Annotated in this window: 13 protein-coding genes and 1 pseudogene; 8 read left to right on the top strand and 6 right to left on the bottom strand. The window is 57.3% G+C overall.

Annotated features, from left to right (window positions below; all coding sequences use genetic code 11):
* Together GOQ28_RS09095 and GOQ28_RS09090 are read right to left on the bottom strand one after the other, a co-directional pair.
* Positions 1 to 738, bottom strand: a complete 738-nt coding sequence (locus GOQ28_RS09095) for a fimbria/pilus chaperone family protein (RefSeq protein ID WP_202109679.1) — start codon at positions 736 to 738, stop codon at positions 1 to 3.
* A gap of 215 nt (positions 739 to 953) precedes the next feature.
* Positions 954 to 1,589, bottom strand: coding sequence for a DUF1120 domain-containing protein (locus GOQ28_RS09090; RefSeq protein ID WP_160356229.1), 636 nt, complete (start codon positions 1,587 to 1,589; stop codon positions 954 to 956).
* Between the two features lie 134 nt (positions 1,590 to 1,723).
* Between GOQ28_RS09090 and GOQ28_RS09085 the strand changes: the two are divergent.
* Positions 1,724 to 2,298, top strand: a pseudogene (locus tag GOQ28_RS09085) (IS3 family transposase); the annotation flags it as partial.
* 131 nt (positions 2,299 to 2,429) lie between these two features.
* On the opposite strand, the gene GOQ28_RS09080 reads toward GOQ28_RS09085, so the two are convergent.
* Complete coding sequence (locus GOQ28_RS09080) at positions 2,430 to 3,068, bottom strand: DUF1120 domain-containing protein (protein WP_160356228.1); 639 nt, start codon at positions 3,066 to 3,068, stop codon at positions 2,430 to 2,432.
* Positions 3,069 to 4,302: 1,234 nt separating this feature from the next.
* Here GOQ28_RS09080 and pagP point away from each other — a divergent pair.
* Positions 4,303 to 4,854 carry a lipid IV(A) palmitoyltransferase PagP gene (gene pagP / locus GOQ28_RS09075; protein ID WP_160356227.1) on the top strand — a complete coding sequence of 184 codons (552 nt, stop codon included), beginning with the start codon at positions 4,303 to 4,305 and terminating at the stop codon, positions 4,852 to 4,854.
* Here the strand turns inward: pagP and GOQ28_RS09070 are convergent.
* Together GOQ28_RS09070 and GOQ28_RS09065 are read right to left on the bottom strand one after the other, a co-directional pair.
* Positions 4,851 to 6,332 carry a sensor histidine kinase gene (locus GOQ28_RS09070; protein WP_160356226.1) on the bottom strand — a complete coding sequence of 494 codons (1,482 nt, stop codon included), beginning with the start codon at positions 6,330 to 6,332 and terminating at the stop codon, positions 4,851 to 4,853. The genes pagP and GOQ28_RS09070 overlap by 4 nt on opposite strands.
* Positions 6,332 to 7,045 carry a response regulator transcription factor gene (locus GOQ28_RS09065; RefSeq protein WP_160356225.1) on the bottom strand — a complete coding sequence of 238 codons (714 nt, stop codon included), beginning with the start codon at positions 7,043 to 7,045 and terminating at the stop codon, positions 6,332 to 6,334. Before GOQ28_RS09065 ends, GOQ28_RS09070 begins: the two co-directional genes overlap by 1 nt.
* A gap of 122 nt (positions 7,046 to 7,167) precedes the next feature.
* On the opposite strand from GOQ28_RS09065, the gene GOQ28_RS09060 reads away from it, so the two are divergent.
* The 6 genes from GOQ28_RS09060 to GOQ28_RS09035 all read left to right on the top strand — a co-directional run bounded on the left by GOQ28_RS09060 (position 7,168) and on the right by GOQ28_RS09035 (position 13,429).
* On the top strand, positions 7,168 to 7,800 hold the full coding sequence (locus tag GOQ28_RS09060) for a cytochrome b/b6 domain-containing protein (protein WP_160356224.1): 633 nt from the start codon (positions 7,168 to 7,170) through the stop codon (positions 7,798 to 7,800).
* Positions 7,801 to 7,812: 12 nt separating this feature from the next.
* The gene (locus GOQ28_RS09055) at positions 7,813 to 8,604 is read left to right on the top strand and encodes a molybdopterin-dependent oxidoreductase (protein WP_160356223.1); all 792 of its coding nucleotides are present in this window, start codon (positions 7,813 to 7,815) and stop codon (positions 8,602 to 8,604) included.
* A 47-nt stretch (positions 8,605 to 8,651) separates the two neighbouring features.
* Positions 8,652 to 8,924, top strand: coding sequence for a pentapeptide MXKDX repeat protein (locus GOQ28_RS09050; protein WP_160356222.1), 273 nt, complete (start codon positions 8,652 to 8,654; stop codon positions 8,922 to 8,924).
* 98 nt (positions 8,925 to 9,022) lie between these two features.
* Positions 9,023 to 9,298 (top strand): DUF4148 domain-containing protein, encoded by a 276-nt coding sequence (locus GOQ28_RS09045; RefSeq protein WP_160356221.1) that lies wholly within the window; start codon positions 9,023 to 9,025, stop codon positions 9,296 to 9,298.
* Positions 9,299 to 9,592: 294 nt separating this feature from the next.
* Positions 9,593 to 9,937 (top strand): helix-turn-helix domain-containing protein, encoded by a 345-nt coding sequence (locus tag GOQ28_RS09040; protein ID WP_160356220.1) that lies wholly within the window; start codon positions 9,593 to 9,595, stop codon positions 9,935 to 9,937.
* A 351-nt stretch (positions 9,938 to 10,288) separates the two neighbouring features.
* Complete coding sequence (locus tag GOQ28_RS09035; protein WP_160356219.1) at positions 10,289 to 13,429, top strand: hybrid sensor histidine kinase/response regulator; 3,141 nt, start codon at positions 10,289 to 10,291, stop codon at positions 13,427 to 13,429.
* Here GOQ28_RS09035 and GOQ28_RS09030 read toward each other — a convergent pair.
* Entirely contained in the window at positions 13,426 to 14,091 is a 666-nt protein-coding gene (locus GOQ28_RS09030; protein WP_160350988.1) for a response regulator transcription factor, read from the bottom strand. The two genes, GOQ28_RS09035 and GOQ28_RS09030, sit on opposite strands and share 4 nt — an antisense overlap.
* Positions 14,092 to 14,122: the final 31 nt, after the last annotated feature.

Below are 14,122 nucleotides of genomic sequence, written 5' to 3'. Positions count from 1 at the left end.
TCAGTGGGACGCTGACGTAGTCAGCTTGGCGTCATAGGTGCCGACCGAAAAACCGTAAGTCGTGGCGGGGGTAAATCGCACGCTCGCCAGTTGTCCGCCCTGCTCGCTGGGCAAGGGATAGCTGAATGACTGATTTGGCAGGATATAGGTACGACCTAAATCCAACTTCGCACCCGAGGGTTCCAACGAGGCGCCGGGACTTAGCCTAACGACGTACGGGCTCGGATTTTTTACGGTCAACGAGTTTCCGTCTGAAGTCCATTGCAGGCGCTTCCAAGGCTCCGAGTCCACTGCCAGGCCGGCGGGTCTTACGATCACGGGCAGGTTCTGCCGAAAGTTCACGTTGATCCTGACACCGGCTTCACTGTCTTTAGGAGGAATGCCGTCGAAGATCACGCGCCGCAGACGTTCGGTTTTTAACGGCGCTGGAGAGCTCACGATGAAGCGCACCAGTTGGGATTGCCCGCCTTCAACCCGTGCAACGGGGGGTGTGACGATCAACAAGTCTTCATCGTCTTCAGGGATGCCCTGAATAGAGGTGTAAAGCAGCGCTGGGGTAGCATCCGTATTTTGAACAGTCATGCTGGCCTCGCCAGCGCCTTCGCTGACAATGACCACAGAGGTTTCGGGGCGCATGCCTGCGGCCTGCGCTTGCGGCGCACCGAACGTCATGGCGAGCATCGCCATCGACGCTTGCAGTACTGCCAGTGGTAGTATCGATTTGCATGATGTATTCATTTTTTTAGTCGCCGAATCCCGGACCAACCGGGATAGGTTGCAAGAGCGATCTCGCGGAGCCCGGGCGCACAATCTTCAACGAGCCGAAATTGGTGCGCACATGGCTCCGCCAGCCTTGATAAAGGCCATCGAGATACGAAATTGGGAAACCGGTTCCACGGGTTCAACGAGCGTTGACCGTAGCAACCTCGCTGCCCGCAGGCGTCGGGACCCGCTTACAGATAGACAAGTTCGAAGGTCGTCAGACCATCGAGCTTGATTTCGCCCTTCAGAGGCAAAGCACTGGCCTTTTCGATATAGGTGGCGATTTTCACGTCGGTAGTGACGAGCTTATATGGCACCACTTCGCTACCGCTGCCGTCCCCAAACGCGGAAAATTTGTTGGCTGCGACTTCCGCGAGTTTGGCCGGGGTTTTCTCGGGTGAATCCAGTCGGAGGACATTGATCGCCTTGCCATCGCCTTTCGGGTTGACAAAGGTGACGGTATAAGCGCCGACATTGACGCCGCCGGCCTGGCCCAACCCGTACAAGTCGATGCTCGATTTGCCGGTACTCGTGATCGCAGTCCCTGATCGCGCGTCAGTGGGCTTTATCAAAAACAGCGTCGGCGCATCGCACGAGACTTGAATGTTCGCGCGAACATCGTTGCCAAGCTCCGTCACCTTGTCCTGATTTAACGAGCCGGAGGCGATCCTCCCATAGTCCACCGTCGTGCCACCAGGCATAGTAATCTGGCAAGAGGCAGGAAAGATGGTGCCAGTGACCTTCATCTGAACGGATGACGCCGCCGTGGCCAACATGGGCGAAAGCGCTGTCGCGGCAAGCGCGAGAGATAAGAAAGTACGTTTCATGTAAATTCCTAGAGAGTTTGTGAATATGCCTGTTGATACAACAACGTCGGCACGTGAGCATTTTCTCCAAGCGGGATGTCGTTTCGAATAAGACGTGTCTTGTTTTGAACCCTGCAGATGGATGACCTCAACCCAGGCTTGTCGCCGATCTGTCTCTGGACAAGGTCATGCTGCAGGATGTACTGAAAAAAGCTCTAAGGCCGACGCAGTGCGAGCAGCTCTTCGGCCACTTGATTGAACGCTACCGCGTAAGTGTGAATCGGGCAGGCCAGTTCTGTCAGCAGAGCCGGGCCGGTTGGTATCAAAACCTCAAGCCCAAAGTCCTTTACGCCCCACTCAAAGCCCGTATGCATGAGATCGCCGCACATTCGTGCGATACGGTTTCTGGCGTATCTATGTGCTGAGTCGTCGCGATGGTGGGTGCGTCAATCACAAGCGTATCTACCGCCTATACAAGGAAGAAGGATTGAATTTGCGCAGCAAACGACCATATCGTCGTAAAGCCGGAGCCCACCGCTTGTAGCGCCCCAAGCTGACCGCACCCGATCAGAGCTGGAGCATGGACTTCGTCTCGGATGCGCTGTTCAACGGCCAGCGGTTTCGCGCCTTGACCGTCTTGGACAACTTCACCCGAGAGTGCCTTGCCATTGAAGCGGGGCAATCGTTGACAGGTCAGGACGTCGTGCAGGTAATGACGCGCATTGCGGCCTAGCGCTGCATGTTGGCGCTTCGCATTCAAGCAGACAATGGCCCTCGTGATCTCGATCAAGAGGGAGGAGGCGGCCCGAATGCCATCAGCAATACGCGCCAACCTCACGGCACGATACCCTCGGCAGAGGCTTACATGTAAACGAGCTCGAAAGTCGCCAGGCCATCGAGCTTGATATCGCCCTTCAGCGGCAACGCACTAGCCTTCTCGATATAAGTCGTAAATTTCATATCGGCAGTAACGCTTTTATGAGCAGCATACTTTACGCCGCTCTCCTCGCCGAATGACACCAGTTCGCCGGGAGTGACTAGGGCCGTAGCGGTCGCCACTGTACTACCGACTGGCGTGCTTAACACGCGCGGCCTTTTCCCGGCGTCGTCAATAGGATCGACAAGATTGATGCTATAGGCTCCTATGTTCACGCTCCCCGACTTGCCCAAGCCAAAAAGGGTGGCAGGGCTCGAGCCCGCTACTGCAATTTTGGTCGCAGCACGTGCGTCGGAGGACTTAATCGCAAAAAGTGTCGGAGCGTTGCAAGTAACTGCAACCTTCGCTCGGACATCATCGCCGATTTTCGTCACAGTGTCTTTGTTCAGTGTGGCGGAGGCGATTCTTCCATAATCAATCGTTGTGCCACCGGGCATACTAATATCGCAGGCGGCAGGATAAATGGTGCCCGCTACCTTCATCTGAACCGATGACGCCGCCGTGGCCAACATGGGCGAGAGCGCTGTAGCAGCGAGTGCGAGAGACAGCAAAGTACGTTTCATGTAAATTCCTAGAGAGTTTGTGAATATGCCTGTTGATACAACAACGTCGGCACGTGAGCATTTTTCTCGAAGCGGGAGCTCGTCTCAAATGGGACGAGTCTCATTTTGAGGAGCCTATCCGGAATTTGTGGGCGAGGCATATCATGAGAGGTAAATCGCATGGATATGCCTCGCCCACAAATTCCGGATAGGCTCGCCAAGCTGCAAGTAGTATCATGCTTTGACACTCCCTTGCCCGGTTCAATGCGCGACACATCGGCCAATATTCCATCGACGTGCGAACCTAAAAACATGACGTGGTATCGGCCTATGTTGACGGCACCAGCCTTGCCCAAGCCAAAGCAGGCCTGGGGCACCGACACATCGTCCACAGCTGCCGTGCCGCTTCGTTCATCAATGGCCTTAAACTAACGACCGTGAGTGCGGGGCAGGTAATCTCGACTCTATCCCGCGATCCACCCGCACCTTCACTCGTTGACTTGTCTCCGTTCAGTTGGCTTGCGGGAATACGCCCCAGCATGACGTCATGCTCGCCAGATCAAGGCAGGCGCTCAATAAGACTCGCCTCTCTCTGCTCCATAGATAAATACCGCATCGGAAAGCTTGGCCGATCAACCCAAGCGGCCAGACAAACAGCGCCCTACTAAATAGGAGCCCCATGTCGTAATGAGACTAGTCTCATCGACTTGAACGGTATACGCTGCGACCATGTCGCCTGAAGCCATTCCCAAACCTAGACAACCCCAACTGTGCATTGATGACGGCATGACCCTGACGGCGTTATATCGCTTCGGTGTGAACAAACTATGAATCGAAATTTTTTCCTCTCGGCCTGGCAATCTTTGAGCTGTTTTATATGTAGTTAACCAGTACCGTCGATAATCTTTTTAACTGTTCGTCGGGCGCGGCGCGTCATAGTGCGATAGTCGAGGCGGCGGCGGGGTAGGCGACGGCGGCCGCCGAGGAACTCTGACCTCGATAAACACATGGCTATCGTCTATGGCCGACGAGCTTGATTCGCATATGACCGGCAGCTCCGCACGATGAGCCTGATCTCATCACTTGGACTGCACGCTCTGCGAGCATGATGCCCGGCCAAAACAATCACCCATCTCCAGAACTGCAATGGGTGGGTCGACTCCCTATTGCAACTACACATTAACTTGCGCGGCAGTGTGACGGCCCACCGGGCGGGCCAGATCGCGTTCGCATCGTCTTTTTGAGGAACCCTTTCGTGAGAAAAGCACTGATTGGATTTCTGATCGGGGCGTGGGCCCTGATCCCAGTTTCCAGCCAGGCGCAAGACGCGTCGACGAACTGGTTCCAACGCACCGGCGACCATCTCGAGAACATCTGGACAACGGGCTCTAATGATCTGTACATGAGCGGCTGGGCTTGGCATAACCGGTCCACCTACAGCGCCAAAAAGATACGCAGCTTCAATGAGACCGCTTGGGGCGGCGGGTACGGACGAAGCATTTACGATCAGGACGGTGATTGGCAGGGGCTGTACGCCATGGCGTTTCTCGATTCGCATCGCAACGTACAACCAATTGCCGGGTACGGCTTTCTAAAGCTTGCCCACTTGCCACATAACTGGCGCCTGGGTGCTGGATACACGGTGTTCCTCACGGCCCGAAAGGATATCTTCAGCTATATCCCCTTTCCCGGCGTATTGCCGCTGGTATCCGTCGGCTATCGAGATGCGGCGTTGTACGCGACGTATATTCCCGGCGGTGCGGGTGCTGGCAATGTCCTCTTTGCCTTCGGGAGATGGTCTTTCTAAGCCGAAGACGGTGAGTGTGTCGTCGGTAGCGCGAACCAGAACACCGCACCCTGACCCGGTTCATCGAGCAGCCGGATCTCACTGCGATGCAGCTGCAAGATGCGCTGCACGATTACCAGCCCGAGCCCACCGCTCTCGCGGTGTTGCTGACCCAGCGCCGACGCCCGCGTGAACAAGCCCTCGCGCAGCGCCGTCGGGATACCCGGGCCATTGTCACTGACGCGCACTTCCACTGCCTGCCCCGCGCTGCCCAGCCGTACCTGGATACAGGTGCCCGGAGGACTGTGCCGGATCGCATTGTCGAGCAGATTGGTCAGCACCCGCTCGATCATGCCCAGATCGGCACGCACGGGCTGCAGATCGCGCGGAAATTCCGTAATCAAACGCTGGCGGCGCGCTTCGGCTGCCAGTTCAAACTTCTGGATGACATCCTGCACCAACTCCTGCAGTGCAAAGGTTTCGAGATCCGGCTGCACCAAGCCGGACTCGAGACGCGCCAGTTCGAACAGTTCCTGCGCCAGGCGGCTGACCTTGCGGCTCTGCCCCAGGGCGATATCCAGGTAGCGGCGACGCTCGTCGCGGCGCAGTGCATCGTCTTTAAATCGCAAGGTCTCCAGGTAGCCGTGCAGCGATGTCAGCGGCGTACGGAGATCGTGCGAAATGTTGGCGACCAGGTCGCGCCGTTGCTGGTCCTGGCGTGTCAGTTCGCGCCACTGCTCGGCAATACGCTGCCCCATCTGTGCGAAGGCGCGTCTCAGCACTGCAATTTCATCGGCGCGCCCTTCGGTATCACCGGCTCGGTACAGCGCGGCAGCGGCGGCACCATCGCCATCAAAATTGCGCACGGTGTGCGTCAGTGCACGCAGGGGCCGCGTGATCAACGCAAATGCCACCAAGCCGGCGGCCAACCCCAGCAGTCCAACCAGCAAAATCGACAGCAGCGTCGTGCGTAGGACGGCGCTGCCCGACAGCTTCGCGGCCAGGGCGTCATGGGCTTCTCCTTGCAGCACGACATAAACATAACCGCGACCTTGTCCGTCGACACGGATCGGCGCGGCGCTGAACACTTTGCGCAGCGTTGAGTGCCGAGGATCCACCCCCAGGATGGGCAAGGGGTCGCCGTCCAGAAATCGTCGCACCGGTTCCAGATCGACTTTGCTCTGTTTAATGCGCCCGGGAGGCGCTGCCTCGGCCTCGATATGGCCGTCGCTGCCCAGCAGATAGACTTCGACAGAGGGATTGACGGCCATTAGTTGGGCGAACAACGTGCGCACGGACTCCGGCTTCCATCCCTCGGCGTCCATGAGCGCGCGACTGTCTGCAATGTGCCGAGCCAGATCGCTCGACAACTGTTGCACGACCTCTTGCTGATACTGGTCATTAGCAGCCACGTACAGCCATGCCGTAGCGCCGCAGCATGCCAACAACAACAGCGCGAACACAACCGAGAGCCGCTGGGTCAACGTCAGTCTTTTCATCAAGATTCTCCATCGTCCGGCGCAGCAAATTTATAGCCGCGACCCCAAACTGTCAGGATGCGGCTGGGCGTTGATGGATATGCTTCAATCTTGGCGCGCAGCCTATTTATGTGGGTGTTCACGGTGTGCTCGTAGCCTTCGTGCTGATAGCCCCATACCTGGTTGAGCAGGTCCATTCGCGAGAAAACCTTGCCCGGATGCCGCGCAAACAAATACAGCAGATCGAATTCACGCGGCGTCAGATCAAGTAGTCGTCCACTGACGACCGCATCACGCGCGATAGGATCGATCGATAAGTCCGCCACTTCCAGACGACCGGCATCCAGGCGGGCATTACGCTCCAACGCGTTCGCCCGGCGCAGCAGCGCCTTGATGCGGGCCACCAGCTCCAGCATCGAGAACGGCTTGGCAAGGTAGTCGTCAGCGCCGAGTTCCAGGCCAAGAATACGATGCACCTCGCTGGAGCGTGCGCTAGCGATAATGATGGGCGTATAGCGTGCCGCGGCACGAGCGCGCTTGCATATCTCAAGCCCATCAATGCCGGGCAACATCAGGTCCAGGACCAGCGCATCCCAGTGTCCCGATTCCAGCTGGCGCAGGCCAGCGTCGCCATCGGCTGCGTGCGTGACCGCATAACCTTCGTCGCGCAGGTGCAGTTGGAGCAGGTCTGCGATGTGAGCATCGTCTTCGACTATCAGTATGCGCTTGGACATGATGGTGGCAATTCAAACGAACGGGATGCCTATTATTGTCGCCAATTGCGGCCGAGGAGTTATCACATTTAATTTAAATTTACGTGAGGACTTCGCGATCAAGCGCGGGCCAAAATGCCTCCATGGCTACTCCACTGCATCCTCACTCACAGACGGGCCTGGCCGCGGGCACGCGGACCATCCATCCTGTCTGGCTACGTTTCACACACTGGCTAAACGCGCTGGCGGTATCGATCATGATCACCAGCGGATGGCGTATCTATAACGCGTCACCGTTATACGATTTTCGCTTTGCTGCGGGCATGACCCTCGGAGGTTGGCTGGGAGGTGCCTTGCAGTGGCACTTTGCTGGCATGTGGTTGCTGACTGCCAACGGCCTGTTTTATCTGGCCATGAACCTAGGTAGCGGTCGGCTGATCCGCCGTTTCTTTCCCTTGTCGCTTCGTGCCTTCGCGATAGATCTTACCGCTGCGCTGCGTGGCCGACTGTCGCATGCCGACCTACGGCATTACAACGCTGTGCAGCGTCTGGCCTATTTATTCGCCATGTTTGATATCGCCGTGCTGGTGCTATCGGGGCTCGTGCTTTGGAAATCGGTGCAGTTCGCCACATTGCGCACGCTACTGGGCGGCTACGACGCCGCGCGACACATTCACTTCATTGCCATGGCGTTGTTAAGCGCATTCATCGTGGTCCACGTGCTGATGGTGGCCCTGGTGCCGCGCACCCTGGCGGCCATGATCCGCGGCAGGTAGGAGAACCATTCAATGGGCATACGCAAACGCCCCACCTCACTCGGCCTGGACGCCCCAGCGATCTTGAAAGAGGCGCGCAAGCTGCTTTCCCGACGCATCGAGCAACCCACGCGCCGCGCCTTCTTGCAACGCACGCTGAGCATGGGTGGGCTGGCTCTCTTATCGGGTTGCAGCCTGAGCGATGAAGACAGTGTCGAGCAGGCGCTGGTGACCGTGTCCCGCTTTAACGACCGGGTGCAGGGCTGGATCTTCGATCCCAATCGCTTGGCTCCCCCCTATCCCGATTCGATGATCACGCGGCCGTTTCCCTTTAACGCCTACTACGGAATCGAGGACGCACCACAAGTCAACGAAGCCGACTATCGCCTGGAGCTGTCCGGCCTGATTGCCGACAAGCGGCCGTGGCGGCTGGCGCAACTACGCGCCATGTCCCAAGTAGATCAGGTCACGCGCCATATTTGCGTAGAGGGCTGGAGCGCTATCGGCAAGTGGGGCGGCGTGCGGTTCTCGGATTTTCTACGCACCGTGGGCGCCGATCTGCAGGCCAAATATGTGGGCTTCAAGTGCGCTGATGACTATTACACCAGCATCGATATGCCTACCGCCCTGCACCCGCAGACTTTGCTCGCCCTGACCTATGACGGGCAGCCTCTGCCACGCGAATACGGGTTTCCCATGAAGCTGCGTATGCCAACCAAGCTTGGCTACAAGAACCCCAAGCATATCCAGGCCATTTACGTGACGAACACGTATCCGGGCGGGTATTGGGAAGACCAAGGCTACAACTGGTTCGGCGGCAGCTGACAAATTTTCAACCCGCGGCAGCGCCGCAACACACTGGAGCTTTCACCATGAAAAAAAGCGCAATTTTTGCAGTCTCGTTGTGCATGGCCATGGCCGCCGGCAGCGCGTTTGCCGCCGACGGAATGCATAAGGACGGGATGTCCAAAGGCGGCATGTCTCAACACGCAGGCATGTCAAAGGACGGCATGAAAAAGGGCGAGATGAATAAGGACAGCATGTCCAAAGACCGCATGTCGAAAAGCGGTATGTCCAAGGGCGAAATGTCCAAAGATTCGATGAAGAAAGAAGGAGCAATGTCTCAAGACGGAATGAAGAAATAATCCTCGAAGGCACCTCGCCCAGACGTTCGTACCAACAGGCGCCTGGGCGATTAGTTGCAGAACAACCCAAGATAGACCTATTTTTATCAAGATTGCCCATGAAGAAAAAACTCGCTATCGTCGCGATGACACTATCCACCCTCACTATCGGCACTGCGGCGCACGCCGAGGAACAGACTTATGTGCCTCTCACGCAGTCCACGATGACGCGATCGGAAGTGCTAGCCGATCTCGCTGCATGGCGCTCCGCTGGCTTGGCGGACGAATGGCACAGCGAGCAGACGCCCGACATCGAAAGCCGCGAATATCGCGACAAGTTCGCGCGCTATCAGCAGCTGCGTATGCAACAGCAGTCCTCGAAAGGCAATGCTTAGCCGGGGTTCTGGCCTACCCGCGGCGCTAAGCGCCGCGTTCGTCTGTCGTCCGTATGGGCGACAACAACATTTTTAGTACCACCTCCAGGTTCTCCACGCGCGATCGGGCTCTCGTTTTCAGACAAATCCTATTCTATGGGGTACTAGGCGGTGGATATCGTTGAGAGGTGGCTTCCTCAGCCATTGAATTCAACGAACGGAGGTGACTAAATGAGAGTAATGAATCCGCCCCTTCATTCTGGGCCCGGTAGTTTGCATGGCAAATACCCGTCGTTGCGAGCAGGGGACTTCGCCTTGACCAAGTCGGTCCATTCCGAACGCCCTATACCGCTAGAAGGTCTGCTGACACAAAAGGCGCAGATTCAGCTTGGCAGGCTGGTACGCGGAGCTCGCCCCGGCGACATTCCGCGTGGTGGAGTGATTCCGAAGGAAGTTCATTATTTAGCCGTGCGCCATGGATGGTCCCTGCCCCGAGCGTGGCGAGAATATCTGTGGTTATCGAAAGCAGAAGTGGCCAAACGCGCAAAAATCAATGTCGACACCTATCACGCTTTGGAATCGAACTTCGCCAGCGTCAGCAAGGAAATAAAAATCTTCATCGCTTCGCTTTTAGGCTTGAGCGCGGAGCAGCTGGGCTGAACCCTTGTCGCTTGGTATGGATCCGTGGGCAAGGCCCATGGACGCCAGACTTCTCATGACCAGTGATGAGTGGTATAAGGCCTGGAGCGCCGCATCATGTTGATCGCTTTTTGCGTACTGTTGATATTGGCGGTCGGTGCCGCGCTATATTTTTTCACAGTCCGGCACCGGACCAGGAGAAAACTATCGCATCTGCGCTACACGCTTGAGCTGATTGGCTGGCTGTCGATCTTGACCCCAGTATTTTTATTTGTAATTTGTACGGCTTTACTTTAGAACGCGGCGGTGACAGCCCATTAGCAGTATCCGACCCGTATTCCGCGCGCGCCCCTTTTCGGCTGCATCACGTAGATGAATCGTTCACTGCTATGGTCAATAATAATCAGTATTTGCGCCGTCGCCGCGGTGGTGCTGGTACGGGCTTCCCAGCCGGACAGGGAGCCCACCAGCCATGGTCTAGAGACACTGAATAGTACGATCCACCTGTCGGCGGCCGATCGTAACCGGCTGCGCGACATGCCGGTTATTCGTGTCGGCTATGTACCAGATTGGCGACCGCTTTCGTTTCTAGACGGTGACGAAGTAAGCGGAATCGCGGGAGAGTACTTAAGAATACTGACCGAAACGCTGGGCATGCGGTTCGAGCTCGTTAAGGCGGACAGCTTGATGGACCTGCAGTCGCTCATGCTCAAGAACGAGATCGATCTGATTCCGCTCATGAGCCCGTTTCATTCGGCCGGACGTCGATTCCTCTTCAGTGAACCGTATTTGATGTTGCCCGAGGTGTTTGTCACCCGGTCGCATCCTAATGGCCCGGACATGGCCAGCGCATTGGCTGGCAAAGTCATTTTGACTGCCGCGCCGGAGCTCACCCAGCAGAAACTTCGCAACTTGGTTCCCGGGGCCAGCATATATGGCGTCGCAAACGCCATCGAGGGCTTGGATCTGGTCCGAGACGGCCACGCAGATGCTTACGTAGGCAACGTGGCGGTCGTTGATGCGCTGATTCGAGGGCGTTATCAGTTTTCGCTCCAGATCGCCGGCCAAGCGGGCACCGTCTTGCCATTGAGCGTCGCTGTCTCGGAACGCTACGCGTGGCTCATGCCGTTGGTGGATCGCACGCTGGATGCCATTCCCGACACCACAAGGCGGCAAATTCTGAATTCCTGGACGGCAGTCGTCTACGACCCGTCAAAGGTCAACTGGCGCCGTGTTGCGGAGACCTTGCTGCCTGCGGGGCTGGCCGCTGCATTAATTCTCAGCGCGCTCTTTTTCGCCTTTGTGAAGTATCGCCGAGAGGCCTTGCAAAGGCGCGAGGCAGAGGCAAAGCTCAATGCCGTCACGCGACATCTGCCCGCGGTGGTATTTCAAGCGCGCAAAGAAGGCGCAGACGATCTGGCATTCGATTACGTCAGCGGCAATTCTGCGGACATATGGGGTCTGGAGCCGGAAACAATGCGCGCCAATCCCTGGCTGTTCCTCGAGAGCATTGATGAACGCGATTTGGATTCCTTTCTAGCAGCCCAAAAACAGGCGGTAGAAAAGTTCGAGCCGTTCTTGCTGGAATTTCGCGTGCGCCGCGACGGGCAAGCCCCCCGTTGGATCAGGGGCAACGCCGTACCTACCCGTTCTGTAGACGGCGCGGTTGTCTGGTGCGGCTATTGGGTGGATATTTCGGACATCAAGCTTCAGTCGGTGGAGTTGCAACGGGCCCGGGACGCTGCCGAGCAAGCCGCTCAAAGCAAGGCCCACTTCTTGGCGACGATGAGCCACGAGATACGCACGCCATTAAATGGGGTGATAGGCATGCTGGAGCTCATCCGTCGCAGCGAGCTCCCGCCCGAGCAGGCGTCTATGTTGGCAACCATCGACGATTCGGCGAGCAATTTGCGGCGTCTGCTCGACGAGATTTTGGACATCTCGAAGATTGAGGCGGGCCACCTGCAGCTCGATATTCAGCCGGTCGACCTGCGGGCGATAGCGGCTGATGTCGTCCTGCTATTTAATGCCTCGGCGGTTTCCAAGGGCCTGTCGCTGACACTACGCGTGGACCAAGGTGTGCCCTGGCTGGTGCGCGCCGATGCACTACGTCTGCGCCAGATCCTATCGAACTTGGTTAGCAACGCGATCAAGTTCACCAATGAAGGCGAGGTGGCAGTGAGTATCACTGGTGCAGCCGCCTTGGCTGGAGCCGACATGACCACCGTACGGGTCATGGTCACCGATACGGGCATAGGCCTGGGCGACGCGACCGCCGAGGAACTCTTTGCACCGTATACGCAGGGCCCTCATGGGCACGATGCTGGCGATGCTCCTAGCGGCACCGGGCTTGGTCTGTCGATTTGCCGCAGAATTGCTGATGCGATGGGTGGCGAGATCACGTTGCGCGCGGGGCCGCAGGCATGCGGGGCGCAGGCGACCTTAACGCTGAACTTACCGATTGAAAAGCGCGCATTGATCGACAGCGTGCCCTATGCCGAGATCTACTTTGCGATAGACGATGCAGAGACAGATCAACTGCTGCATCGTTGTATGGAGGTACTGGGGTGCACGTCGCGGGTGCGTGGTCGATCGCGCGCTGAGGCGCTTCACGACGCGTCTTGGATTGAGTTCGCCTGTCACGCGGGAGAGTCGGCCCTCGTTGTTCGCGCGTCGGATCGGGCCGAGGCAGTCACCCTCCATATCGATGAGTCACTATTGCAATGGCGAGAGCTCTTAGCCTGTCTGCAAGGACATGACAGCGACTCGATGGCAGCGCCAGCAACCCAGACCGAGGTAAAAAATTACGCCTACGATGTACTAGTCGCGGAAGATCACGATGTCAGTCGACGCCTGCTCGTGAGCCAATTGCAAAAGCTCGGCTGCAATGTAACCGCGTGTGAGGACGGCGAGCAAGCATGGCAGTTTTTGATCCGTGGTGGCAAATTTGATGTGCTGATTACCGACGGTCATATGCCGAGACTAGGCGGGCTGGCCCTCTTGAAGCGTCTGCGCGAATCGGACGTACCGGCCTTGCGGCAGCTGCCGGTCTTGTTGTTGTCGGCGACCCCCCTACCCGTACCAGAGACCCCGGCAGGCAGCAAAGCAAGCACTGCGCTCTTGTTGAAGCCAGCCAAAATCAAGGACTTTAGCGATGCGTTCAATAAGCTCGCGGCTCAGCCATCCGCCATCGCATCAAACATTCGTGTCAGCGACTCGGTGACTTTACCACGAGAGACGGTATTGGAGTTTGTCGAGGCAATTCGCGCGGATCAATCCGTTCTGGAGAAACATTTAGCCGCCGACGACCGCCACGCGATGCGCAGATGGGTGCATAGGCAAGCTGGCCCATTGGCGATACTAGGTTTGAACGAGCTGACCGACCAGGCGGAGAATGTCGAACGCGCCTTGGACAAAGACCACCATGACGCGATCGCGGCGGTCATCGCGTTCAATCAAAGCTTATCGGAGCTAATTGCGCGAGTGACGGCATCCGCGGGCAGTTTGAATTAGCGCTCGAAATTATTCTGCAGATATTCGTACAGCTGGGCGTCATTCGTGAGGCCCAATTTCGCCATAGCAGCTTTTTTTTGTGCACTAATGGTTTTCTTGCTGCGGTTTAGCACTGCGGCGATTTCTGACACTTTCATACCGCTGCGCAGGAATCGCAGCGTCTCGATTTGCCGGGGCGACAGCACCGATTGCGCATCTTCGCAGTCAGAGTTGATTTGCGCTTCGCTGGTTTCCTCGAGCAGAGTCGCCAACTCGGGAGACAGAAAAGGACGATCCTTGATGGCGGCTTCGATCGCGAGCGCCAGGTGCTCATGTAGTCCGCGCTTGCCCACGATGCAGCGTACGCCCAGGGCTTGAACGCTTCGGATCAGCGCGGCATTGGTCAGCATAGTCAATACGACGATTCGGATGGATGGGTACAGCTGACGCAGGCGGCGCAGCAATCGCAGCCCGTCCTGCCCACCATCGTCCATGGCAAAGTCCGTGATGACGACGTCGACGTGCTCCGTACTGTGCAAAACGTCGAGCAACTCCCCACCTGATGACGCCTCGCCAACCAACCGGAAACGTATGGGCTGTTCCGCTAGAAACGCTTTTACTCCGACGCGAACAATCGGATGGTCGTCCGCGATCACAATATCTAAGGCCGACAGGCTCATCATCTATTCCATGTGTTAATCGCCCAGAGCACAG

Source organism: Bordetella sp. 02P26C-1 (assembly GCF_009763255.1).
Lineage (GTDB): Bacteria > Pseudomonadota > Gammaproteobacteria > Burkholderiales > Burkholderiaceae_B > Bordetella_A.
Note: the sequence above shows the minus strand (reverse complement) of the source record. Positions and strands in the feature narration are given on the sequence as shown.

What these genes read in the sequence shown, in the direction of transcription:
- GOQ28_RS09035 (WP_160356219.1), top strand. Translation starts at nt 10,289, where the DNA reads ATGAATCGTTCACTGCTATGGTCAATAATAATCAGTATTTGCGCCGTC.
- GOQ28_RS09080 (WP_160356228.1), bottom strand. Translation starts at nt 3,068, where the DNA reads ATGAAACGTACTTTGCTGTCTCTCGCACTCGCTGCTACAGCGCTCTCG.
- GOQ28_RS09050 (WP_160356222.1), top strand. Translation starts at nt 8,652, where the DNA reads ATGAAAAAAAGCGCAATTTTTGCAGTCTCGTTGTGCATGGCCATGGCC.
- GOQ28_RS09060 (WP_160356224.1), top strand. Translation starts at nt 7,168, where the DNA reads ATGGCTACTCCACTGCATCCTCACTCACAGACGGGCCTGGCCGCGGGC.
- GOQ28_RS09065 (WP_160356225.1), bottom strand. Translation starts at nt 7,045, where the DNA reads ATGTCCAAGCGCATACTGATAGTCGAAGACGATGCTCACATCGCAGAC.
- GOQ28_RS09055 (WP_160356223.1), top strand. Translation starts at nt 7,813, where the DNA reads ATGGGCATACGCAAACGCCCCACCTCACTCGGCCTGGACGCCCCAGCG.
- GOQ28_RS09070 (WP_160356226.1), bottom strand. Translation starts at nt 6,332, where the DNA reads ATGAAAAGACTGACGTTGACCCAGCGGCTCTCGGTTGTGTTCGCGCTG.
- GOQ28_RS09030 (WP_160350988.1), bottom strand. Translation starts at nt 14,091, where the DNA reads ATGATGAGCCTGTCGGCCTTAGATATTGTGATCGCGGACGACCATCCG.
- GOQ28_RS09090 (WP_160356229.1), bottom strand. Translation starts at nt 1,589, where the DNA reads ATGAAACGTACTTTCTTATCTCTCGCGCTTGCCGCGACAGCGCTTTCG.
- GOQ28_RS09095 (WP_202109679.1), bottom strand. Translation starts at nt 738, where the DNA reads ATGAATACATCATGCAAATCGATACTACCACTGGCAGTACTGCAAGCG.
- GOQ28_RS09045 (WP_160356221.1), top strand. Translation starts at nt 9,023, where the DNA reads ATGAAGAAAAAACTCGCTATCGTCGCGATGACACTATCCACCCTCACT.